The following is a 25,967-nucleotide window of genomic DNA, read 5'->3' as shown; positions in this document are numbered from 1 at the left end:
AGTCCATTTTGGCAAAAAAAAGAAATGACCTTCATACGAGTCGTATGCGGTCATTTCTTTTTCCCCCTATTTCAAAACAATACGTTTCTGCTCATCGGATTGCACGTACTCCAGCTCGATCGCTTTCTGGACGCCGTTTCTGATAACACGGTCAAGGGCATTGCCTGATCTTGCGTAGCCTAGCAGTCTCAGGACCTGCTTAACCAGATCTTCTTGCGGCAGGCTGATTTGCGAAGCAAGAACGGCCTTAACCGCAGCCGCGATTTCTTCCGCCGGCAATTCCTCCGCCGTCCGCCTTGCCTCATCGGTCGCAACGCGGAATAGATCATAACGGGAAGGCTCCGAGCCTTCCGGCCAGTAGAATACGGCACCGTCCGAGACGCTCTCCAGCGGCTTCAGTCTGGCAATAAGATCGGTTAGACGCTGATCCAGCTTCGCGCCAAGCCGGGTAATGCCCCAAGCCTGCAACACCCGCTTCGCCAGCAAGCTGCGGCTGATCGGCCCTTCCTCGCGGACCACCTGCCTGATCTGTCCAAGAATCAGCTCCGTGGAGGCCGGGGAGTAGAACATCTCCGTTCCGAGCGAGACGGGTTCAAGCCGGCTAGGCAGGTAGGTTAAAACATCCGACTTGCCCGGCTGTTCTGCTACAGCTGCGATGGATTGCACTTGCACAACAGGCTCAGAATGAATCGCTGCCATTGGCACGGCAATAGGTTCGACCTTATGCGATCTTGCCTTGGCGTTCTGAATCGCATCAACAATCTGGCGGATCACATTGCCTTTGTTCTCCCACCATTCCGGGCTCCAGACACGAACGAGATTCCATCCAAGCTGCCCCAGCACCTGCTCCCGCAGGATGTCCCTGTCGCGAGCCGCTCCCGCATCCCGGTACATCGGTCCGTCGAGCAAGATGCCAAGCACATATTGCCCTTTGTTTACGGGATCAAGCACCCCAACATCAATACGGTAACCCGATGCGCCTACCTGCTGCTCCGTCTCATAGCCAAGCGCCTTCAGCTCGGCAGCCAAGCTCCGGTGAAGATTGGACGCCAGCGAGATTTGCTCAGACGAAGCGCCTGCCGGCAGCGCACGCTGCCCTTTTTCCGCGTAATCGAGGAAGGCCTTCAAGCCAAGCACGCCTTGCGCGCTGATTCGGCTGGCATTCAGGTGATGGGACATCAACGTCGAATAGACCAGCATCTCATGCCTTGCGCGGGATACCGCGACGTTCAGGCGGCGCCAGCCGCCTTGCCGGTTCAAAGGTCCAAAGTTCAGATTGATCTTGCCGGTTGCATCCGGTCCGTAACCCACGGAGAACAGGATGACATCGCGCTCATCCCCTTGCACGTTCTCCAGGTTCTTCACGAAGATCGGCTCCGGCAGCTGCGCGAATAACAGGTCCAGCTCTTGATCCTGCTTCATCGCCTCTTCCAGCAAATCTTCTATTAACGTTTGCTGAACGGAGCTGAAGGTTACGACCCCGATGCTGCGCTGGCGCAATACCGGATCCTTGACTCTGCGGATCATCTCCGCTACAACCGCTTCGCCTTCCGCCCGGTTCTGCTTCGAACGGCCGCGGTCGTAATAGCCTTCCACGGGTATCAAGGTCACGCTGGAGACAGGCTCATCCGGAGACGGGAAGGTCATCAGCTTATTCTCGTAATAATGCGCATTGCTGAAGGCAATTAGGCTCTCATGCCGGCTCCGGTAATGCCAGGTCAGATGCCGCTCCGGCATGCCTAACGCGAGGCAATCATCCAGAATGCTTTCCATATCCTGCAGCGCTTCTTCCTCATCCGTTTCAGTCGAATTCTTAGAGAAGAAGCTTGTTGGCGGCAGCTGCTTCGGATCGCCTACGATAACAGCCTGATGACCTCTCGCAAGCGCGCCAACCGCCTGTGCCGTAGGTACCTGGGACGCTTCGTCGAAGATAACGAGATCAAACTTGGCGCCATTCGGATCCAAATACTGCGCGGCCGAGATCGGGCTCATCAGCATGCAAGGCGTCAGCCTTGGCAGCAGATTCGGAATGGTCTCAAACAGCTTGCGGATGGAGAGATTTCTCCCCCCGCTTCGGATGGCCCGCTGGAGAATTCCGGCCTCCGAGCTTTGAGCGGCTTCCACCGACATTTGCGGGATTTTGGCCGATAAGCGCGCTGCAATCTCCTGCTGGGTTAAGGTCAAATACTGCTCATCCGCTGCCCGGAAGCGCGTTATCGTGTCTTCGAACAATTTGCCCGAGAACGCGAGCAGACTTTTATCTCTTGCAATGATATAGTTGGCAATTGATCTATACAGCCCTCTCTCAAATGCGGCGATAAGCTGAGCATTACCGAGCTGGCCTTCCTCATACGGGCTAATAAGTGACTGCAGATCCGCTTCTACCGCTTCCGCGCGGACTCTGCGCCATGTGCTCCATTCGCGCAGCCGGTCGATATGACTGGACCACAGCCTCGCCTTATCCGCGATAAATACCAGCCATTCGCCAGCCCTCTGTGTTGTCCGCAGCTTCTCGAAAGGAATGCTCAGCAGACGCGCAAGCTCGCTCTCATCCGCCTTGATCTGCTGATCAAGACTTCCAATACTCCGCAGTAAGGTCAGCTGCGCCTGATCATGACGACCGTCAAGGAGAACATCGGTCATTTGCTGCCTGGATGAATTCGCGGTGGTGCGGTTGCCGAACCATTGGACTAACAGAGCCTGAAGCTTCTCTGACCAATCGCAGGCGGATACAAGCTCCTCCCATTTGCCTTCCTCCGAGTCTGCCCACGTCTGACCCAGATAAGAGGCGGCTTTTCCCTTCATCTCCTTCAGCTTCGACTCTTCCTCCTGCCAAGCGGTTAGCTCAACCAAAGCCGGTTTAACCTGATCCTTCGACAGAGCCGATGCGCTTGCAGCAAGACCCTTCAGCTTTTTAAGAATGCGTTTTTGCCCGGACCATCTCGGCAGGAACCATTGCAGCTCTGCCCGATCCCATTCGGCTAGAACCGATTTCGCATCCAGTCTGGTTACTTCCGGCGTAAATCTCGCGATTACCTTCGCCCGAAGCTGATCTCTTCGTCTGCCCTGCTCGGCCGTTGCCCTCACTTGTGCCAAAGCTTCCTCCAGATCCGCTGCCTGCAGCAAGGCGGGCTTGATCTCCGGAGCACGGCTCGCTAGCTCGCAGAGCTGAACAAGTATCTGTTGCTGGAGATAGCCGAGATTAGCGGTGTCCAGCTTGAAGCGTCCGGCCGCTTGGCTAAGAGCATCACGCTGGTGAGCCAACAACGGAATATAACGCTTCAGCAGCTGATCCGCTTCTGATTTTAACGCCTGCGTATAAGTGGTGAGATCCGAATCGCTCCATGGATGCAGATGCGGCTCGCCAGACTCCGCTCCCGCGATTTGCAGACGCGCCGCGAGATCCTTCCAGACCATCAGCTTATCCGGAGTCAGTGCTTCTATTGTCGCATCATTGAAATGAACAACAACAGGAGCCTCGCCTGCCTGTTCGTACCCCGAGATCGCTTCAAATAAAGTCATGCCGAAGGGATGCTTATGATGAAGGGCAGACACATAGCCGTTCAGCTCGCTACGGAGCTGGAACAAGCGGTCCGCCTGACTGCTCCAGGCTTCGGATGCCGGAATTTTCTTCGCCTCAATGGCAGCCGCTAATTGATCCAGAACGGATTTCTTCGTGCTTTTATTGGAATGCAGCTCCAGGCAAAACGGACCAAGTCCAATCTGCTCTAGCCTGCGCTGTACGACGGATAAGGCCGCCATCTTCTCCGCGACGAACAAGACCCGCTTCCCTTGCGAGAGCGCATTGGCAATCATATTCGTAATCGTCTGGGATTTGCCCGTCCCCGGCGGACCATGAAGCACAAAGCTTTGACCGGCCCCTGCGGCACGAATCGCCGACAATTGGGAGGAATCGGCGCTGATCGGAATCGATAAGCGGGTCGGATGATCAAGATCAAGCGATGCTGTCTCCTCCGGCTGCTCCTGCCATTTCAGCTGGCCTTCCATCAGACTGGCAACGATTTTATTGTGGGCAAGCTTATCGGCATGCGTGCGGATATCATTCCACATGACAAATTGGCCGAAGGAGAACAAGCCCAGATAAGCTGTTTCTTCAATGTCCCACCTTGGCACCTGAATCAGGGCATGCCGGAAGACGTGGAACACCTGCTTGAGGGCAATTCCCTTCTCATCTCTCGGGAGAGGATCAAGCCCGTCAATGCCGATGCCGTAATCCTGCTTCAGCATCTCCAGCAGCGTAATATTCATCTGCGGCTCTTCGTCTCTTGCCCGGATCACATAGCCCTGACGGGAGGACTTCCGGATAATATCGACCGGAACGAGGGCAATTGGCGCATAACGAGGCAGCTCGCTGACGGGAGTCTCATACCATTTCAGGAGGCCAAGCGCGAGATACAGCGTGTTTGCACCATTTTCCTCTAGGGAGACTCTGGCCGAACGGTACAGATGCACCATTCTTCTCTCCAGCTCAAGGGCATCCAGATCGACGCGCAGACGCTTCCGGTTGAACTCTTCTCTTAAGAGCTGGGCAAAGGGATGATCATTATGGATGCTCTGGTACAAATCCGCATTCCGGCCGTTATTCTGCCAGTCATTTGGCTTGGCAAGCAGCTGGAACTCTTCGCCGTCGGCCAGCGCATCCTCCAGATCTCCTAATTGAGCCGTAATGACCGGAATACTGGATTTGGACAGGCGGAAGTTAAGCAGCGAATTTCGGAGCGTCAGATCAAGCAGCCTGCGTTCCCATAACTTCTGCCTCGGGGATTGCGCCAAGGCCTCTACTTCGAGCGGTTTTTCGAACACATCAACAAGCCCCGGTGCTGCTGCATCCTGTTCAGCTGGCGTACCTGCCGGCTGTTCAATGATCCAGCCTTCGGGCGTAGCCGTTCGAATCGGAAGCGGACGCACCGCCGCAGAGCGCGCTCTTCGGATATCCAGGGCGCAGTCGAATTGATCGGGGTCGAGCAGATGCTTTTCCGCAAGTACAACCGCCTGGTCAAAGCTTACCGTCTCGCCTTCAACGAAGGCCGTAGCCTCCACGACGCAGATTTGATTCATCCCCGCCGAGATTCGCTTGGTTATAACGGAGATATCATCCTGCACGCTTTCCGCAAAGGTCTCTTCCTCCAGCCATAAGCCGGCGAAGGCATGCCCTTTCGTAAAGACGAGCAGCGGATGCAGCCCAACTGCCTCCAGACAGGCCGCATAGAGGAGAGACAAATCCAGGCAATTGCCCATCCGATGCGCAAAGATCGTCTCCGGCAGACGGACGCGCTGACCAATCGCCTCAAAGCTTGGAGGAGCTACGCAGTAAGCGATCCTGCGGTTCTGCAGGGCCGCATAAATCGCCGCGGCTTGCGTCCGCACCTTGTTCGGATCCTTGCTCTGATAAGCGGTGAACGAGGAGCTTCCTGTCCATTTGGCCAAAATATCCGCCGCTTCCCGAACGACCTGCGCAATATGATGATGATTCGGCATGACAAAAGCAGCCGTCAGCTCCGGCAGCACGGCAAGGCCGCTCCACTCGTCGAAGGCTAATACCGAGATGCTTCCCCGCTCGCGGTAAATCTCCGAATCTCCCTGGAGAACCTGTAAAGTGAGGGTTCCGGTTAAACGCTCGGACTGATTAGCCAGGAAGGTCGCCGACATCTGCAGGTTAATCGTTCCCAGATTCAGCGATTGACCGGCGGGCAGATGGCCGTAGGTTTTGCTACACTCATAGGCAAAATCCGGCTCGGAAGTGATGCGGACCGTAAAGTCGCGCAGCTCCTCTTCCGATTGATTATGTATCTCTATCGATCTGACGACCGGCACATGATTCTGCTGAATGCCATAATTGACAATCTCGCTGTAGGACCAGTCGCAGGATATGCGTTTATTATCCAAAGGCTTCGTACCTCCTAACATGAACGATCACAAGAATAGCCAAGTTTGAGCTATAGGCGATGATTCATCCTTCGTAAGAATGTGGCTTTACGTTTCTATCAATCTGTCAATAGATTTATCATAGCACTAAAGGATTATTAATTCTGCTAAATTCGACACCGATTCAAGCATAAAAAAGAGAGAGTCTCCTCTCTCCCTCATAACCAATATTCTCTTATATTATACGGGATGCCCTGCACATTCATGTCTATATACAAAAACATGGCCATTACAGCGTCATCGCATGCCCGTGCCGCGCCAGATACGCTTCCTTGTCTTTGTAGTCAGGCATGATGCTTCCGAGAAGACGCCAGAAGGAACGGTCGTGATTCATATGCGTAAGATGGCAGAGCTCATGGATGATGACATAATCGATCACTTCCAGCGGCGCCATCGCCAGACGGTAGTTGAAGGTGAGCTTTTTGCTGGAGCTGCAGCTTCCCCACTTGGTCGCTGACTCAACGATATCAATCGATTTGGGCTTCGCCTTCAGCATCGCCTGATACGGCTTGATCCGTTCGGCAATAACCTTCTTGCAGCTGGCAAAATAGAACTTTCGGAGATTAAGCTTCAGCTCCTCCTCCGTCAGACCTTCCGTCTCAATCAGCTCCTGAAGAGCATAATACTTCCCAAGATGAAGGAACTTGCCCTCTTCCTGGTACTCTCTTACCTTTGGCGCGTTCTGCGCTTTCGCTATGGCCTGCAGCCTGCGCAGAATTTCCCTCTCATGCTGCTTCACCGCTCGCTCAATGACCTCATCACTTGTATGATTGGGCGCGCTGACCGTGATATGCCCCATGGAATCCATCTGGATAGCAAGCTTCTTCCGCACGCCGTAGAGGACGTTAATGTCTATCGTTTCATTGTCTAGTTGTACCTTCATAGTCACCATCATTCCTAGTCATCGACATCGATTAAATAGACTTTATCTTGAAAGCCGCCTCGCGCTTCAGCCTTCTTCGCTCTTATCGCTTCAAGCTGCTCCCAAGAGGCACCATGCGTTGCAGCCAGCGCGCGAATAACCTCGAGCAAATCCGCCAGCTCTTCAAGCGATTCCCGCTGATTCTGTGCGGAGAGGTATTCTTCAGCCTCTTCCTTGAGCTTCATCCTTAAGGCATCCGCATACTCGCTCTCTTCCAGAATGCGGGTACGGCATTCTTTCCCCGTAGCTTCTATTACCTGAGGAACCAGATCGCGAACCAATTTATTGTAGACCGGCATCGAGGAACCATCTCCTTCTTCACTATTTCTAGTGTAACAAAATCCGTCCGATTAACAACCTAAAGCACATCGCATAAGACGCCGGTTCTTCTCGAACCGCGCTCCCGATGCGATGTGCTTTTTCGATTGTACCTGTATATGTGGTTGCCACCAGCTTACTCCCCGCGAACTAGACGAAAGCCTTGATCCGGTCCAAAGCCGTTTGGCTCGAACTTACCCCGGTAAGCAGACTCGGCGCTGCCAACGTCGCCAATCCAGCCGCCGCCTTTGACCACTCTTAGAGCGCCTTGCGGCACATCCTCGCCTACGTACCAGTCCCAGCACCATTCCCGCACATTGCCTGTCATATCATAAAGACCCAGCTCGTTCGGCTTCTTGATGCCGATTAATTTCGTCGTATCATGGTTATTCTCGATCGCGGGCCAGGTCCAGTCTCCGTCCAAATACTTCTCCCCGGCATTTCTCCAGTACCACGCAATTTCATTAATATTATTGCTCCCGCTATAGGTGAAGCTTTGGCTTAGCTGTCCCCCGCTTGCGGCGTACTCCCATTCCGCATCCGTTGGCAGCCGGTAACCGTTTGCTCCTTCGTTGATGGTCACGCTCCATTTGAGCTGATCATTCTCGCTCTTGTTATTCGGGTCTTTCGTAATCTTGTCTATGCTATAAAAAGGCTTTAAGCCTTCTCGCATGCTTCTCGCATTGCAGTACTCGATGACATCATACCAGCTCACCATCTCCACCGGCAGCTTGGGACCTTGGAATTGGGAAGGGTTGCTCCCCATGACGTCGACCCATTCTTGCTGCGTGACCTCATATTTGCCGATATAGAAGTCGGGCAGCGTCAGAGCTTTGCCATAGTAGCTGGATTTGGTATTTACGAAAGCGCCGCCTTTCACCAACACAAAGCCATCCTTGCTGCCGACCTCGGCAGGTTGTTTTGCAGCAGTCTGTTTAACGGCGGCAGCTGCTTCCGTCTGTTGCTTCGGCTCACCTTGCGAACAAGCGCCGATAACAACCATGGCTGCTAATAGAGAGCAGGTAACGAGCTTTCTCATAACGTTATCTCCTTTAAACGATGGAAATAGGGAAGGCCGCCGTCTGGGAGACCGGCCGGCCTTTACAATAGCTAAATGAAATTTTCAATAATGGGCAACTTGAATTACCACACCGTTACGTTCGAGCTGCCGCTGCTTTGGTAGCCTTCAGTTGCGAGCACCTGGTAGGACCAGCTGCTGCCCAGGTTCATGCCTTTGCTCTTCCAAGCGTTAACGTGGTTGCTGAAGGTGATGGCGACGTTGCTGCCGGTTGCTCTCTTCGATTGACGTACGCTCCAGTACTGCGTGAAGGTAGCCGTTCCATCAATGGAAGGGGCGTTGACGCGTTGCGTGGTGTAGATGTCGTAGGTGCCGCCGTCGCTGCTCACTGTTCCTTTATAAGTACCGGTAGGCCGGTAAGTACCCCAGCTGTCTACCACGTAATATTCGATCAGAGAGTTTCTTGTCCATCCATAAAGGGTCAGATAGCCGTTACCGCTTGGCGCCCATACACCCGCGTTATAGTTGATTACCCGGGATGCGGAGCCGGTATTCCAGCCTTTGCCTACTACGAAGTTGCCGGTATTCGACCAATTCACGCTGTAGTTGCCGCCGGAACCGTTAACCGCGTTCACCGTTCCGCCGCCGTCCGTCCAGTTCTGCCAGTAGTCTGTTGCCGCATTTGCCGTTGCCGCGAATAAACCGATACTCATGGATGCTGCCAGTACTGCTGTCATAACCTTCTTTTTCAACTTAAACATAATCTACCTCCTGGGATTTTGATATGGCTTGTCACAACATTGTACCTACGACTTAACGTGAATCATCTCTGCGCGCTGATTCTCTATGAAGTAGATTGTTATTGTGTCTGACCCTCTCTGCTAAGCCTCGGCTGCCACCTCCTTCTGAACAAGATTATAGAGAGAAAACGCTTTCATAATAAGGATCAAATTAAAGGGTTATCCCCCTTGGATTTAACTTGTATGTAAGTATTTTTATTTTTTGGGGCACTTCTGCAAGAGGTAAAGATAGTTTCATTACATGTAAAATTAATTGGATGAATACGCTTCCAAACTTTTCTATAATAAAGCGGCGTAATCGAATACGGAAGGGGGAACATCAGCGAGCCATTGCTTGGCATACGCATTCACCATCACATCTTAGACGAGACACCTTACAGCATGACCATCGTCCATTAAGGAGTGAGCAGGTAATGAAGATAAGCAATCCGCTTCAAAAAAGCCTTTCATTTGTTCTAGCGCTTGTTCTCGCTATACCACTGATCTCCGCTGCCCCGTCTGCTGCCGCCGAATCGGCGCCAACCGTGGTTACCATTGACGGCGAAGCCGCCGATACCAACCCTGCCAATACGTTCAAAGGCTACGGCCTTGTGTCCGCCAACAATACCTCCCGCCTGCTGCTGGATTATAAGGAAGAGCATCCCGACCAGTATTGGGAAATGATGAATCTCTTATTCAATCCAGACTCCGGCGCTGGCATCAACGATATTAAGATTGAGATGGGCAACGACTCCAATACCTCCTCCGGTACCGAGCCCGCTACCAAGCGGTCGGCTGATGAAGAAGCCAATGTTCGCCGAGGAGCCGGCTACCTATTCGCAGCCGATGCCAAGACGATCAATCCCGACATCAAAGTCAGCATCCTCCGCTGGACGCAGCCAGGCTGGGTACAGCCCTGGAGCGACGGCAATACCGACCCTTCCCAGCCCGCTACACTAACCGCTTACGAGAGAATGTACAAGTGGTACAAGGATACCGCTATCGCCATTCATAACACCTACGGCTACGACCTCGACTACATTAACCCGGACCGCAACGAGACCGGCACTCCTAACGTGAACTTCATCAAGTGGTTCGCCAACCGCATGCGCAGCGATGCGGAGTTCCCTAACTATGACAAGATCAAGATTATCGCTTCCGACGAAAATGCTTCCCTCAACATCCCAACCCGCATGCTCGCGGACCCGGATCTGATGAATGCCGTGGACGTAATGGCTTATCACTATAACATGGCAACCAGCGCCGACTACTTGAAGGTCAACGAGCAGAACCAGAAGGAAGTCTGGTACAGTGAAGGCGTAGCGCCTCAGACATTCGCCAAGTACCGTGCCAATTCGGATGAAAAATTCGGCGGCGTCGCCAGCGCGCTGGACGTGGCAGGCCGCTTTATCGGCATGTACACGCAGGGCAAACGAACGCATTACATGTTCCAGCCCGCGATTGGCGCGTTCTACAGCGGTGCTCCGTATAGCAGCAAAGAGCTGATCGGAGCAAGAGATCCATGGTCCGGCTACTATGTTCCAGACGTGGGTATCCAGACGGTGATGCAGTTTACGCAATTCGCCGCCAATGACTGGATGTATATTCCGAACGCAAGCCTTGGCGTCATTGGCAGCCGCGGCAACAGCGAGATGGAAGGCAATGCGGCCGGAGCGGAATATAACCGCCTTGCTTTTGTCAGTCCGGATAAGAAGGACTTCTCCGTCGTGATGGTTAATGACAGCGATCGGGTAGCCGAGTACCAATTCGACGTGAAGAAAAATATCGCCAATGCCGGAAACCCGCTTCAGGTATGGGAAACACGCGGAGCCGACGCCGGTCAGGCTTATGACGCCAACTGGTACAAGCAGCTTACTAACCTTGCTTCAACCGATAATGGAGACGTGTATTCGTATACCCTTACGGTCAAACCGCATTCCATGGTCAGCGTGACAAGCACGACGGTAAACCCGAATACGGGCAATCCGCGCACGCCATACACACGCAATAACGATATTCCGAAGCAATCCGTGCTGGATGTTGACGGAAGCAATCCGGCCGTCCTGTACGAGGATGATTTCGAATACGCCGATTATCCGGCGGACAGCAATGGTCTCAGCTATATCGAGCGCCGCGGCGGCACGCCTCGTTATACCGCCGACCAAGGCGGTGCCTTCGAGGTCTATCCGGGCATCGGCCAGGACGGTTCCAACGGCATGAAGCAGATGATCTACTCCGGCAACAAGCCGGGCACTTGGGCGACAACGCCATTCTCGTATACGGTGCTTGGCGATGAACGCTGGGCGAACTATGAGACCTCCATCGACTTCAAGATGGATCAGGACCCAACCCATACTGGTGATAACTATGTCGCGATCGGCATGCGCCATAAGTTGAACGGCACCACCTCCGATTCGGAGTCCGGTTATAAATTCCGAGTTTACACCGATGGAACATGGCGCCTGATCCGCTTAACCGCAACGGTTGCAAGCGGCACTTTAACAGGGTTCGATGCTTCCAAATGGCACCGTATTTCGATTAAAGGGACCAGCCAATTTATCACCGCATCCCTTGACGGCAAGGTTGTAACCACCTACAACGACACGGCCAGCGGGGCTCCGCTCTCCGGTCAGGTGATGATTCAAACGAGCCTGAAGCAATCCGTTTTCGACAACCTGAAGGTTGAAGCCGTTAACGGTTATGTGCCTTACGCAACGGAGCGGGTCGATGATCTGGATTCCCGCGTGACTTATCACGAGGGCAGCTTCCCGTGGGCGCATAGCTTATCCGGCGGCGCAGGCCGGTTGAACCGGACGATCTCCACCAGCGGAACAAGCATTATGTTCAGCAGCACCTCCAAGATAGAAGGTACGTTGAACCGTTGGTATATGGTGAAGAACGAAGGCAATACCGCAGCCTGGAGCTCGAACAGCACCAATGCATGGGCCGGCGAGACGGGCAGCTATGCCTCCCTCACCTTTAACGGGACCGGCGTTTCCGTATACGGCCAAGGGCAAGGCACCAACGCGGTTGTCCGGATGGACGTGTACTTGGACGATTTTGGAACGGGCTATAATCATGACGCTTCGAAGAGAGTTGTTACGAGCAAAGCCTACGACAATAACAGCAGCAGCCAGCTTATCTATCAGATCAGCGGCCTTGCGCCTGGCGTGCATAATGTCAAAATCGTCAAAACCGCCGCGGCATCCGGCAGCGGCAACTTCCTATCCATTGAGAAAGCCGTCGTAACCGCGGGTGCAGCGGATCCGACTTCTTTTGAACTGCCGTTTACGGGTACCGGATTCCGTCTCGTAGGCGATACCGGAGCAGCAACGATTGATGTTGCTGTGGACGATAAGCTTGTAGGAACTAACGCTGCGATTCCTGCCGCTACGGTCAATCGGACGGACTCGTATTCCTATGAAGGCTTAAGCTACGGCCCTCATACGCTGAGAGTCGCCGTGAAGGACGGCAGCTTCTCCATCGATGCGATCGATATTTTGGGAGAGGTATACGGAACGGTATCCAAGGCTGCTCTCGCCGACTTCATCACTGAAGTCAGCGGATATTCAGAAGCGGATTACATGCCAACGGAATGGGAAGCTTTTACGGCGGCATTGGAAGCTGCGCAAGCGGTTCTGGCCGACGAAGCGGCTACGCAATATAAAGTAGACCTTGCCTTGAACAATTTGAAGGATGTATCCGGCGCACTTAAGCTGCGGACACAACCGGTGGCCGTCACGGGTACGTACCCAACGATGGTAGCAACTCGAGCCGGCCAAGCCGTTACGGGACTTCCGGATACCGTAAAAGTCACGCTGGCGGACGGAACAACGGATGCGGACGCAGCGGTTCATTGGCTGAACAACACGCCGGAGCGCTTCAATACGCCATACTCCAGCGTACAAGTGACCGGTGAAATTGTCGGCGGCATCCATCTGTCCATTAACGTGCAGGTCGAAGTTGTTCCTGACAACCTAATCTATTTCCTTGATCCTGGAGTATCGGAGAGCACAACAACGCCACCGTATAATGTCATCAAAGCTTTAGTGGGAGATGCTCTGCTTAATAATGCAGCCGATCAGCCTTCCACTGGCGATACCGTCTGGGGCCATACGCCTACCGATGCGAACTACAAGTATAAGACTCTTACAGGTGCAGTCGTTGCAACCGATAAAAGCCAGACCGGGGTTTACGGCTCCGACACCATGAACAACCCGCTCGGCTACGTCCTTCCATTAGCCGCAGGCGACTATACCATTACTTCCTTCCATCGCGACTGGTGGAATAACACAAACAGGACGATGGATATGACCTTGAGCTACAAGGATGAAGACAACAATAATGTCACATTGCCTGTACGTACCGGTCTTATCCCTGGAGCTGACGGCACAACGGTGACCTATGATTTCACCCTGCCTGTCGACAGCACGGTCACTTATTCGATTAACAACACGTATACCGGCAACCAAGCAGCATTAATTAGCTATCTTGGTGTTGCGAAACGGATTGCGGACCCTGCGGATGTGCAGGCTCTCGAGACTGTGAAGAGCATTATTGAAGCGGGTAATTATACAGTCAAGAAAGTGACGGCAAACTCGGAGGATGAAGTGAAGGCATGGCTTGAGGATGCGATCCAGGGCTTGGATGGGTTAAGTGCAACCGGCGCTTCCGTTGATAGCATTACGCTGGATGCCTTCCAGGCCGCAACCGAAGATAACAACGGCAGCTTCAGCTTTACCATTCAATTGTCGAAGGGACTTGCGAAAGATACTGCGGCTTCTGAGGGAGTTATTGCAGCAAAAGATACCATTAAACCGGTTATCTCCTTGAACGGAGATGCCGTCGTTAACCTGCCAATCGGCGCCGAATATACCGATGCGGGCGCTACAGCACAGGATGATTGGGATGGCGACCTTACTGGAAGTATCGTTACGACGATTACGAACGACGTGAATGACGAAGCTACACTAGATACTTCCGTGGCCGGTACTTACACCTTCCACTACAACGTGAGTGATGCTGCGGGCAATGCAGCGGATGAAGTGACTAGAACTGTTGTTGTGAGCGAGGATCCGGATATAGTTAAGCCAGTTATCACGTTACTTGGCGATGCCACTGTTAATCTGGCGAATGGAGCTAGCTACACAGATGCTGGGGCTACCGCATCTGACGATCGCGATGGAGATATTACCGACCAGATTGTGACGACCATTACGAACAACGTCAATGACGGCACAACGCTGGATACTTCCGTCGCTGGCACTTACACCTTTCACTACAACGTATCTGATGCTGCCGGTAATGCTGCCGATGAAGTAACTAGAACGGTTATTGTAGCGGAGCGGGTACAGCCGCCAGTCGTAACCAATCCAACGCCATCTGAACCAACAGTTCCTGCAACTACACAGGTTCTGACGAGTGCAGATCTGCAAAATGCGGTTTCGGGTACGATTACTGTCACTGTAGCTAATGGTAAGAATACGGTTCAGTTCCCTAGCAATGTCGTTCAGCTTGTGGGCAACAACACCTTGAAGCTTGTTATGGATGGCATGACTATTTCGTTTACGAAGGATGATCTGGCCGGGATCATTGGTGTTGTAACAGGTGTGCAAGCATCTGGAGCAAAAATCAGCTTCACTGCCGTTAAGGTGCCGAACAGTGAAATGAATAATTTTATTAACAACAAAGCTGTTAATGGTACAGTAAAGCTGACAATAGCAAGCACGGTCTATGATTTAAGCTTGTCGGTTATCGGAGCAGATGGTGCAGTCGTGCCGGTATCAGCATTCGAGAAGCCATTGAAGCTTACATTCACCGTTGATCCAAATGCGAAAACTGATCTGCTTGGCGTGTACTACATCGCAGCGAACGGAGCTTTGCGATATGTTGGCGGCACATTATCAGATGGAGTGATGACAACTTATGTTAAGCACTTCTCGCGATATGCCGTGCTGGAATACGACAAGTCGTTCACCGACCTCAGCCCAGCCTTCTGGGCACATGATGTCATTCAGCAAATGGCTGCCAAGCACATTGTCACTGGTGTCAGCGACACTCTGTTTAATCCAGAAGGCATTGTCACTCGTGCCGAATTTGCCGCTATGATTGCTCGGGCACTAGGGCTCGAAGTAGTCGATGGATCCGCTACCTTCCTCGATGTGAAAGCCGATGCTTGGTACGCCGGCTACATTGGGGCAGTTAGCAAAGCTAGTATCGTAATGGGTCGTAGCTCCAATATGTTCGCACCTAACGATGCCATTACCCGTGAAGAAATGGCCATCATGGCCGTTCGGGCTTATGAGTATGTGAAGGGTAAACAGGCGGATGTTGCGAATGGTGCTGCAACATTTGCGGATGGTAGCAGAATCAGTGCTTGGGCACAAAATGCTGCCGGACTTGCGCAGGAGCTTGGCTTGATTAAAGGCCGCAACAGTAATTTGTTTGCTCCGCAAGACCTTATGACCCGCGCTGAAGGCGCGCAGGTGATGAAGAATTTGATTAAGCTATTGTAGAAATAAATTGGATGCCACTTCATCAGGAAGTGGCATCCAATTTATTCTGAAGTGATAGCCATCTGCTATTACATAAAAATAGTAATTGCCGAACAAAACGTATACATGTTCCGTATGCGGGAACATTGCTTATTTGATTGCCATCCATCGTGGTATGCTAAATCCTTGATTTATAAGTATTTTCTCAACTCTAGTGTTGCTGCGTTTGGTTGCTGTTCTATCGAAAATGATAGCTTTCGTCCCCATTTCGTCCCCAATCACAGAAGCCACTAAATTAGTTCGTAAATTGAGGATACCTTAATCTCCACCAAGCTATGAATGGTTCAATCTCCTTAAGCATTATGCGCCGGGAACTATTGAATGAACTTTTGAGGGAAGCCAATAACACATTAAATGTTCCACTTCTCGCTTTTTTCGGTTAGTTCCTCGATGGTAAGTATTGGGTCGTACTTTGCGGTGTGAACCTCATTGCCCAAAAAGTCTTTTTGGACACGAACCACGAAGTCGCGAAAATCGGGATTCTTGCTACACATAACATTCACTGTTTCCCAATCGATTTCCTGTTTCATCCGAGCGGGAAAAAGCATTTCAGAGTTGTCCGGATCTTTTGGATTGAGCCGCAAAATACCAATTCCAAAGGCATTGGACAGACGCTTGAGATCGCTTTGGAACTCGTCATCATTTTCGATAACAGCCGCAACCAGGTAACCTTCATTAGCCCAGGAAGAATTAGATACCGCCTGAAAGAACGATTCGCGAAGATTCAGCCGGTTTAATTCACGCTTCAATTCAAAGGACACGAGGCGCAGCGATCTTGTGCCGATCGCCTTTGACAAGTCCTTTACCTCGTCCCGCCATTCTGGGTACACGACACCTACCATGTCAGGATGCAGCCATTCACCACTGCCGGATTTCTTCGTTGACTTTTCGTGATAAACCGTCTCTGTAATCGTCTTCAGGTGTGTAAATGCATAATAGGCGAGAAATAGATGCAGTTCTCGCTCGATGAAGTTGAATTTCGGCGTAACCAGTACCGGCTCATCTGGTTCCTGATAATGGAGAGCTGGCTCGGCAAACGTTTTAAGCGCAAACCGAACAGGGCCTGAACCTACTTTTGTAAATATAGTATTCTGATGGTTCACCATGTTCACGTGAATTTGGGATTCGATCGTCTTCCATGGGGTTTTCCCTTGAGTCTGAAGTGATTGTTCATAACCACGAGTTAGAATAGCTTGCCAAATCTCCTTAGCTGTTAGTGGCTTTTGCTCTTCCGTCAAGACTTTTTCGCTTGCCGTCAAAAATGTTAGTTTCATGATTTCCTCCATGAGTCAGTAATGCCCGCCTGCGTCCTTCAATAGATCCATCAACAGTTCTAGTAGCCCAACCCTATATTGGAAACGTTTCCTTTAGACCTGCGAGGGGTGAGCCTTGCCTAGCGTATCAGTTTCTGCGCCGACCTCGTTCGACAACATAGGAAACTCAAGTTTAGACCTTACTGGAATTGGACTCGCCTACATAAGTCATTAAGTCATTTTCCATAATTCAATAAAAGAGTTCGAAATCCTCTCAAAACCCAACAGATAACTATATATCCATTCTGAGATACTTCGTAAGAATATAGCTTCCCTGAAATTCGCAGCAAAATTTTCCACCAAATTTAAATGTTTTTCCTTTATGCCCATTAAATAAATTTAAGCATGCTCAATCTGCAGCCAGAATATACGTTCTTATTTTTGTTGATATGTCTCTTTCTTCGTGCTATATTACATACATAACATATGTAACATAGGAGGGGTATAATATGGCTAGGGGAAAATCTGGAAGGGTAGTATTAGAAATTGATACTGCCCTAAAAAGAAATTTATATTTAGTATTAGAAAAAAATGAAACCACACTAAAAGAATGGTTCGTAAATATGGCTTCATCTTATGTTACAAAAAACCTTCACTCTCTAAATGAACATTTTTTAATTGCTGAGAAAAACGAAAACAGCTATTTATCACAAGAAAATATATAATAAGAAAATCTAGTTTTAATTACTTCTTGTGTATTCATTCTAATAAATAAGGTGGTTTATTTTGAGGTATATAGGATCAAAAGAGAGGCTGATAGGATTTATTTCTGCTGAAATAGAAAGTAAAACAAACAAAGATAATTGTAATACCTTCGCAGATCTATTTTGCGGAACTGCTGTTGTTTCTAAACACTTCAACGAAAAAAACTATGAGATTATTGCAAATGACAATTTATCTTATTGTACTATATGGGCTAAAGCAGGCTTATTAAGTCCTGATAGACCCCTCTTTGAAAAGTTGTTGCAATCTAACAGGATACTTGTAAAGCCAGTTAATTTATTCGCCGATAACTATGACATTATTCTAGATCACCTAAATCATTCTGAACCTTTGCAGGGGTTCATATATCGAGAATATTCTGATGAAGGTACAAGAGAACAACTCAATCACAGACTATTCTTTACTGGTATTAATGCCGCAAAAATCGATGGCATCCGTTCATTAATAAGCGAGTGGAAGAATACAATGCTGATTGACGAGTATGAAGAGTGTTTGCTACTTGCGTCCCTTTTAAGTGCTACGAACAAAATTGCAAATATAGCGGGGACCTATGGTGCATTCCTAAAAGAATGGGACAAGCGTGCGTTAAATGATATTAAATTGGAAAGGGTCCAATTGAATTCACAGCAAATAAAGAATAAAAACAAGATATTCAAAGAAGACGCTCTAGAATTAGCAAAACGTATTCAGTCCGACATCGTATACCTAGATCCACCGTACACGTGGAGACACTACGGCGCTTATTACCATATTCTCGAAACCATTGCAGTAGGCGATGAGCCTGATGTTAAAGGAAAGACAGGCTTAAGGCCTTGGGGGGCCACAAGTTCCCCCTTTTGTTATCGTGACAAAGCAGCCCCAGCTTTGCTTGAATTAGTAAATAACATACGCTGCCGTCATTTGTTTCTAAGTTATAATGCAGATGGACTAATTAGTCATGAGGAGATTATCAAGATTCTTTCAACAAAAGGTTCGGTTGAATTCAAGGATATCCAATTTAGACGTTATAAAAGTAATAATGGGAACTCAAAAGGTCCTGATGTTAAGGAGAGATTATATTATGTTAAATACCAATAGTATTACAAAAACAATAGAAAATGACCAACTTGATTGCGAGAATATTGAATCTATTATTGAAACTACCGGAGAGGCGGATGGAACTACCGTTGAAGCACCATTCTGGAGAACAGAAAAGAGCAAAGGAAGGAACAAGAGTAAAGCCCCCGGAAAAAATGGTATAGATTTAGGGGAACGTGGAATATTCGACAAAAGAAACAATTTAAATGACTTAACGGGTAGGGAGTGGACCTTCTTTTTAAATAGTGTATTAATTCAAGCCTACCCTCCAACTATACGAGATGGGAAGAGCTTTGACCTTAGAAAAATTCATCCTTCTCCAAAGCCACCACAGTTAATGAGAGATATCATTTCCTTCTTCACCAAAGGTGATCAATGGATACTCGATCCATTTGTAGGTGTTGGTGGGAGCTTAATCGGTGGATCTATTTGTGAAACACCCCGGCACGGAGTAGGAATCGATCTAAATGGTGTGTATTTAGACGCATACCAACAAGCATGCGTAGCAGAAAATTTACCAATAGAGAGTACGATTCAGGGTGACTCCTTGGAGGTCCTAGCCTCTAATAATGAACTATTGAATAGAGAGTTCAGTATGATTATTACCGATCCTCCTTATGCAGATATGATGAAAAAAAAGAAAACTGGACAAAAAATGAAGTTTTACGGTAAATCTGATCCATCCCCATATACTGATGATCAAAGAGATCTTGGAAACCTAGAGTATAACGATTTTCTTATTAGATTCAGAGACATCATGCAACTAGCTGTTAATCGACTTGCTGTTGGAAAATATGCCGTTGTTTTTTGCAAAGACCTTCAGCCCAAACCAGGGTCCCCAAACATTTTACATGCCGATATAATTAATACACTGTCTACAATACCTGGGCTTGTATACCGCGGTGTTAAAATCTGGTATGATCAAGCAAATGATTTGTTTCCTTTCGGATATCCTTATGCTTACGTGATGCATCAAATGCATCAGTATATACTGATATTTAGAAAAGAAACTTAGGATACCTGATTTAAGGCCTTTGTTATTGTTATCAGAATTAATAATAATGCAGAAGAACCGCTCTCATAGCCTATGAAATGGCTTGAACGGCTCTTCTGTATTTTTTTAATAAATTACTTCGTTATCTTTCAAAAAAATGTTCATCCTTTATTTGTTAAGGTTTCTTTTTGTATATTAATGCTCTTCTTCTTGCTTTTCTATTTTTTAATACATCGATAATCTCTAATAGATGAGCTTTTATCTCATTTCGCTGCGTATCTCTAACGGAAGTAGATAGTGAAAATGGATATAAGGGTAACGCACCAACCGAAGGCAATACCTCCCCTTGTTTTTCAAACCATCTAGTCCCATTAAGTTCTTGACTAGGGAGTAGCACATATGCTCCAGAAACTTCTCTAATCGAATCTTTATAGGCATGCATCATTAACAAATCAATTCGTTTTACTTTACGGATTGAGGAGACGTTATCTCCTTCCCCTTCTTCTTCCAAAAGTTCTCTATTCATAATCTCGTTTACTGATTTGAATTTGTACTTAGCGTCAAGAACAATCCCCCCTAGTAATTTTGAACCATCGAACACCGTTAATCTAAAATCTGGGTCCATTCTAAGAGAAAAAGAAGTTAGCGGTTTATTTGATATTTCAGGTTCAATAACTGTTTGATAGTTCAATTCCAACATAAGAGAGTGGAACGGTATTTTTACTGCAGTAATTGGTGCTTTGCCTTTGCCATAACTATATTGAACAGTTCCTGTTGCAATTGATTTTAGAATTTCGATCAATTCAAATAACACCCATAATTCGTAAATCTCATATACCGGTTTTATTTGTCGATGGAATAATAAGTTCACCAGGTCATCTAAATCCAGATCGGACATCTCAGAAAACTTCTCGTACAATTCGAACATCTCAGCATAGCCCGCTCGTCTTCTTAGCGACAAACTACTAGTCTCTGGGTATTGTACATTAGAAACTTCATTAAACATCGGGTGAGCCAACAAATGCCTAATTTCTGCATTAATCAGTTTAGAATCAAAGCCAATAAATGTATCGTCATCATAAAATTTCTCAATTTCATCCAATCGATTGCTGATTTCAATCATCCAATACTTTACGAATTGGTTTTCTGGCGTATCAAAGGTCAATCGATTAAACTTTTCTTCAACATCGGTTGGTAAACGGTTAAGTAGACCAGGTATGGTAGGTATCGCTGTGTTGGCATGCGTAATAAGAAAATCTGGGTTTGAAGCAATCGATATCAAGCTTCTATAATCTAGATTACTTACTTCACCTATTGATTTAACTCTTCGTTCGTATAGCAAATCTGTTACAGGGGAAGACTCAATTATTTGCAAATAAGACGGAATTCGGTCAGGCATCATCGCCGCTTTAATAAAGAAAAAGTCCTCAAGTTGAGATCTCTTAGATTTTGCATTCTTTTTCGCAGCGTTTAAACTGGTCATCGACTTCTCATTCCAAATTATATTCGAAATTGAAGCTGTTATTTCTTCAACCATTGTTTTGTAATCAGCAAAGTAATCTACCTTACTTGCTCTAACTTCGATAGGAATTTGCCAACTGGAAAAAGTGTCCCATGTAACTCTTAAATATTCCTTACCAACATACGATCTCCAATTAACAAAATTAGCTGTCACATTTGGATTGACATAGATCTCTTTACGCAATGATGTTGGTGATTCATTATGCAACTTTGACATTACCTTCAGATTCTGAACCCCAGGATGTGCAATTTCCAGGCGATATGATTCGTTTTCTAAAGCTTGAAGCTCATTTATGAATTGTGAATCTTTATAAATTAAAGGATAATGGGCAGCTTCGGTCTGTTTATCAGTATAAGATCCGTATAACTTAATTATATATCCGTGATAATACATTTCTAATGTTTCCTGAATGACTACCGGATTATTTTGTACAAAAAACTTTATTTTCACTTGGCCTACGTTTGATTCCAAATGATTAACTTGAAACCAATCCGTCATTAGATAAAACTCCCATAATTATTATTCAATGAATGTAAAACTTTATGTGTGGCTTTGGCGGTTCTAGGGAACCTATAATCGGTAGATGTAAACAACGGATTTGTAATAGTTGAATGAAGTCTTGGAATAGTTTTAGCATTAATAATTTCATCATAATCTGTTGTCGAAAATGTCGCATTGCAAAAATATAAAAGGTTGGTTAATAACGTTTCAATTTGGCGTCTCTGTCCATGAATCCTTGGCAAAATCTTTAGTGTGAAGCTACTATCCAAACAATCTACTACATCGTCATATGTAGGAGCTAATCCACTATTGCTAATCAAATCAATCCCATTTCCAACGAATTGTAGAACCCTATTAATGGTTCTGTAACTAAAACGAAATGGCGTATTATTTAGAATACCCCATATTTGACTCATTGAGACTTCAACTATGTTCTCCCCACCACGAAAGTTTAGTGGATCGAACAAAATGGAGGCCTCTGTTCTCGGTGATTGGTAATTTCTGTTATGTGATAGATCTTCGACCGTGAAATGAATACTACTATAATTTGAAATAAGAACTGGAGCAGCGGCTGGAGCAGCGGCTGGAGCAGCAGCTGGAGCAGCAGCTGGAGCAGCAGCTGGAGCAGCAGCTGGAGCAGCAGCTGGAGCAGCAGCTGGAGCAGCAGCTGGAGCAGCAGCTGGAGCAGCAGCTGGAGCGGCTACTGGTCTCAGGCTATGAAAGTAGTTGATTATTTCTGCACCATTCATCTCAATTACATGTGCCCTATCTATGATTTTTGGGCTAAACCTGTAAGTTGTTTCATCGATATTAACAGTACCAATCACATAAACATTCGGTGGGATCTGTATTTTTTCAGGTACAAAATACTCCCTTTCACCAGAAGGAGTAACCAAAACAAACTCATCATCATTGACCGGCATTCTTCCTACTGCCGCAATTCGAAATGCATCGCTTGTATAAATTTTCGCCAGTACTCTTTGACCAGCTCTGTGAAGATCGATCTCCTCAGACTCCCACTGCCCTGTAACTGCAGAAAATCTTCTACTCTCTAGTACACTTAAGAAATCAGCGAAATAATATTCAGCTTTCGCCAAATTCATCTCATCTAGAACTATGAAAAAAGGTTCTGTTGGTTCATGATGGGCATCCATTAGCAATTCTAATATAGGGGTGCTGTAATAAACGCCAGTCAAGGGGTTATAGTAGCCCAATAATCCTTTATTATCTAGCCAATCCGGTCTAACTGATACGAATTTATATCTGTGATTTTCGACACTTACGTGAGGTGTGATACCAGTTGGAGCTGCAACAGCTGTAGGAATGCAGAAATACTCCACTAAACTTTGGGCCAATTTAGTTTTACCACTGCCTGAAACGCCTGTAAAAATCACTAAAGGAGAAGTTTTTAAAGATATGAATAGGTCCAAAACGTTTTGAGGGTCGAAGAGAAGCTGGGTACCGGTTAAATGTGTCTGAAGTGACAAACCAAAACCTCCTAATAAATGGTGTATCCTAGCGATTGTAATTGGATATTAACTTCTTGAACATTGAAGAATTTATTAAAAGGATAAACCACATTCGAAGGGGAATATCCTCTTGCATTTATACGCTCGATAATAGGAATCAGCATGATTGAAGTAATTGCTATCCTTCTTCTGCTCTCTTCTCTATTGTATGTTTTTATTCGTGTCAACAAGCTTATCAATAGATTATCATGGGTTGGGTGTAACCGTGAAATAAGTGAATCAATATTAGTATCTGATCGGTTTGTCAAAGAAACAATTTGTGCCCAGGATAAATGAAATAACCTAGTTATACTTTTTGGAAATGGAATTAGATGTTCAGCAAACGCAAGAGCCTTATCGCTTTCATAGGATCCGTCAAACAGTTTTCTAGAATACTGACCAGAAATATGTTTTAGAAATATATGCAAATTATTGTTTCTTCTCACGAATGTACTTTTCAGGGTATCCGATGTTGCTCGGGAATGCTCTCGATATATCCATAACTCCTTGGAGAAACTATTAGGAGCTGTAGCTGCAAAAGCTAAAAAATCATGACCTAATGCGTTAATACTACCCACACCGTCTGCGAAACCATAAACCCCCTGTAAATCTACCCAAACTTGATTTCTAGTATAGGTCCCCCCTCCAAGAAGATGTATCATTTTCTGCTCAACTAAATCCACCGTACGTAAACTAGACTCATGAATATGAATGCTATATTGCTTCCAAGGAGGAACATGCAGATCCGCTAAATTATAGTCTGAGAATATATATCTTAATTCAGTAATAGGCAACCCGAATAACCTCCGAGAGTTTTATTTCCATATATTGTACCGTCAAATCACAAAAAAAACTACATGTCAAATTTTTAATAAACACCTCTTTTCACACTTTTAGTAATTTTCCTGTCAAAACCGTATTGCATGCACTGATTGTTTATCTCTCGATGCATACTTAGAAAGTTGATATATCTTTCTATCGTAAAACTAAAATGGTCATTTCTATATTATACCCATGATACTTAATAAGAATGGAGATGATACGATGCCAGCAAATGTCGAATCAATGTTTTACGTAAGAGAAGCACCATGGCATGGGCTCGGAATTCGAGTAGAACACGCACTTACTGCAAATGATGCTCTAAGCGCAGCCGGACTAGATTGGACAGTCATTCAGAAATCAATTCAAACTGAAGATCTTGTTGAAATCCCAGGTTATAAAGCAAATATCCGAGCAGCCGATCATCGGCTGCTCGGTGTAGTTTCGGACAGATATAAAATTGTCCAGAACCATGAAGCGTTTGCTTTCGCAGATGAGTTGCTTGGCAAAGGTGTACGGTTCGAAACAGCGGGTAGCTTACAAAACGGCAAAAAGATATGGCTTCTCGCCAAATTGCCTGAGAGCTACGTCATTGCCGGGGACCACATATCTCCGTATATGGTGTTCTCAAATAGTCATGACGGAAGCGGTAGCATTAAAGTCGCAATGACTCCTGTTCGCATCGTATGTCAGAATACTTTAAATCTGGCCCTTAGCAGTGCCAAAAGGATTTGGACGACGATTCATACAGGTAACATTCAATCCAAATTAGATGAAGCCAAAAAGACTTTGCTCTACGCAGAATTGTATATGGACAAGCTCGGAGTCGAATTCGAACGACTTCATACGATTAGAACCCCAGATCACAAAGTTCAGGAGTACATTGAGACACTTCTTCCTATACCCGACAAAGCAACGAATCTTCAATTGAGGAATGTTAAACAATTGCGAAATGATCTGACTGAACGGTATTTTGAAGCACCTGATTTAACTCAGGTCGATAAGAATGGTTATCGATTTATTAATGCTGTGTCGGACTTTGCCATTCACGCCAAGCCACTACGGGAAACAACTTCCTATCAGGAGAACTTGTTCTTACGCACTATGGAGGGAAATCCGATTATCGACAAGGCTTATGAGTTGATATTGGCTTCAGCCTGATTCATTACTTATTCAAATAAAATCAATAAAGGAGTCTGTTTTCTTTATGAAAGGTACACCCCACGAATTAAAATATTGGTTAGCAAATTCAATTCGCGAAAACCCTACCAGCTACATTATTGAAGAAATCTTCACTCGGTTTCCTACTCCTGAGGAGCTGATCGATGTAACAGAACAAGAGCTTATTTCAATAAATGGGATTGGAAAAACAAAGGCACGCCAGATCCTTGCAGCTTTAAAATTTGCACAAACACTATCGATATCCCCTCCTCCCGTTTATAAGATCCAGTGTCCTGAAGATGTCTTTAAACTAGCCGAACCTGAGATGCGTTATTTGAAAGTAGAGCACTTTGTTATATTAATGCTTGATTCAAAGAATAGAGTCATTGCAAAAGAACTCATATCAATTGGATGCCTCAACGCTTGTATCGTTCATCCAAGAGAAGTGTTTCGTCCAGCCATTAAACGCAATTGTGCATCGATAATATGTATTCACAACCATCCTAGCGGAAATCCCGATCCAAGTCCGGAGGATGGTGCAATTACAAAACGTTTGACAGATGCCGGAACGATTATTGGAATCGAAGTGCTGGATCATATTGTAATCGGCCATCATAAGTATGTCAGTTTAAAAGAACGGGGGTGTCCCATAAGTCATGTAGATGACGATGGGACACCCCCTTTTTTTGTATTTGGGCTAAACAGCAGCCTGCGCATGAAATGTTCTTCCGATCGCCATTGCTCAGGGATTCCTTCGAATCAACGAGGTATGGTTGGCATCCCTTCACAAAAGCGAACGCTGACGCTTCTCC

General features: G+C 47.1%; 15 protein-coding genes. 6 read left to right on the top strand and 9 right to left on the bottom strand.

The features are described from left to right. Positions 1-66 precede the first annotated feature (66 nt). The 5 genes from M3194_RS27975 to M3194_RS27955 form a co-directional block, all read right to left on the bottom strand. Entirely contained in the window at positions 67-5,907 is a 5,841-nt protein-coding gene (locus M3194_RS27975; protein ID WP_251657416.1) for a DUF3320 domain-containing protein, read from the bottom strand. Between the two features lie 268 nt (positions 5,908-6,175). Then, positions 6,176-6,829: a M48 family metallopeptidase gene (locus M3194_RS27970; RefSeq protein WP_251657414.1), complete on the bottom strand. Its 654-nt coding sequence runs from the start codon at positions 6,827-6,829 to the stop codon at positions 6,176-6,178. Between the two features lie 14 nt (positions 6,830-6,843). Further along, entirely contained in the window at positions 6,844-7,167 is a 324-nt protein-coding gene (locus M3194_RS27965) for a nucleoside triphosphate pyrophosphohydrolase (RefSeq protein ID WP_251657413.1), read from the bottom strand. Between the two features lie 155 nt (positions 7,168-7,322). Further along, entirely contained in the window at positions 7,323-8,225 is a 903-nt protein-coding gene (locus M3194_RS27960) for a formylglycine-generating enzyme family protein (RefSeq protein ID WP_251657412.1), read from the bottom strand. Between the two features lie 104 nt (positions 8,226-8,329). Next, positions 8,330-8,965 carry a glycoside hydrolase family 11 protein gene (locus M3194_RS27955; RefSeq protein ID WP_251657411.1) on the bottom strand — a complete coding sequence of 212 codons (636 nt, stop codon included), beginning with the start codon at positions 8,963-8,965 and terminating at the stop codon, positions 8,330-8,332. A 452-nt stretch (positions 8,966-9,417) separates the two neighbouring features. On the opposite strand from M3194_RS27955, the gene M3194_RS27950 reads away from it, so the two are divergent. After that, positions 9,418-15,498 (top strand): S-layer homology domain-containing protein, encoded by a 6,081-nt coding sequence (locus tag M3194_RS27950; RefSeq protein WP_251657410.1) that lies wholly within the window; start codon positions 9,418-9,420, stop codon positions 15,496-15,498. A gap of 389 nt (positions 15,499-15,887) precedes the next feature. Here M3194_RS27950 and M3194_RS27945 read toward each other — a convergent pair whose 3' ends face one another. Further along, a complete protein-coding gene (locus M3194_RS27945) occupies positions 15,888-16,811 on the bottom strand; it encodes an HTH domain-containing protein (RefSeq protein ID WP_251657409.1) in 924 nt (307 codons plus the stop codon). Between the two features lie 488 nt (positions 16,812-17,299). Between M3194_RS27945 and M3194_RS27940 the strand changes: the two genes are divergently transcribed. The 3 genes from M3194_RS27940 (at position 17,300) to M3194_RS27930 (ending at position 19,665) form a co-directional block, all read left to right on the top strand. Beyond that, positions 17,300-17,515, top strand: a complete 216-nt coding sequence (locus M3194_RS27940; RefSeq protein WP_251657408.1) for a hypothetical protein — start codon at positions 17,300-17,302, stop codon at positions 17,513-17,515. A 61-nt stretch (positions 17,516-17,576) separates the two neighbouring features. Beyond that, on the top strand, positions 17,577-18,650 hold the full coding sequence (locus M3194_RS27935; RefSeq protein ID WP_251657407.1) for a DNA adenine methylase: 1,074 nt from the start codon (positions 17,577-17,579) through the stop codon (positions 18,648-18,650). Next, positions 18,634-19,665: a DNA methyltransferase gene (locus tag M3194_RS27930; RefSeq protein ID WP_251657406.1), complete on the top strand. Its 1,032-nt coding sequence runs from the start codon at positions 18,634-18,636 to the stop codon at positions 19,663-19,665. Before M3194_RS27935 ends, M3194_RS27930 begins: the two co-directional genes overlap by 17 nt. A 154-nt stretch (positions 19,666-19,819) precedes the next feature. On the opposite strand, the gene M3194_RS27925 is transcribed toward M3194_RS27930, so the two are convergent. The 3 genes from M3194_RS27925 to M3194_RS27915 are packed head-to-tail and all read right to left on the bottom strand — an operon-like array spanning position 19,820 to position 23,969. Then, the gene (locus M3194_RS27925) at positions 19,820-21,664 is read right to left on the bottom strand and encodes a DUF2357 domain-containing protein (RefSeq protein WP_251657405.1); all 1,845 of its coding nucleotides are present in this window, start codon (positions 21,662-21,664) and stop codon (positions 19,820-19,822) included. Further along, the gene (locus M3194_RS27920) at positions 21,664-23,154 is read right to left on the bottom strand and encodes an McrB family protein (RefSeq protein ID WP_251657404.1); all 1,491 of its coding nucleotides are present in this window, start codon (positions 23,152-23,154) and stop codon (positions 21,664-21,666) included. Before M3194_RS27920 ends, M3194_RS27925 begins: the two co-directional genes overlap by 1 nt. Positions 23,155-23,165: 11 nt before the next feature. Beyond that, positions 23,166-23,969, bottom strand: a complete 804-nt coding sequence (locus M3194_RS27915) for a hypothetical protein (RefSeq protein ID WP_251657403.1) — start codon at positions 23,967-23,969, stop codon at positions 23,166-23,168. 250 nt (positions 23,970-24,219) lie between these two features. Between M3194_RS27915 and M3194_RS27910 the strand changes: the two genes are divergently transcribed. Next, on the top strand, positions 24,220-25,155 hold the full coding sequence (locus M3194_RS27910) for a DUF932 domain-containing protein (RefSeq protein ID WP_251657402.1): 936 nt from the start codon (positions 24,220-24,222) through the stop codon (positions 25,153-25,155). 46 nt (positions 25,156-25,201) lie between these two features. Further along, on the top strand, positions 25,202-25,967 hold a 766-nt coding region (radC, locus tag M3194_RS27905; RefSeq protein ID WP_251657401.1), incomplete at its 3' end, for a RadC family protein.

The organism is Paenibacillus glycanilyticus (assembly GCF_023715145.1).
Lineage (GTDB): Bacteria > Bacillota > Bacilli > Paenibacillales > Paenibacillaceae > Pristimantibacillus > Pristimantibacillus glycanilyticus_A.
The sequence above is the reverse complement of the archived record's forward strand: the minus strand, read 5'-3'. Positions and strand labels throughout refer to the sequence as shown.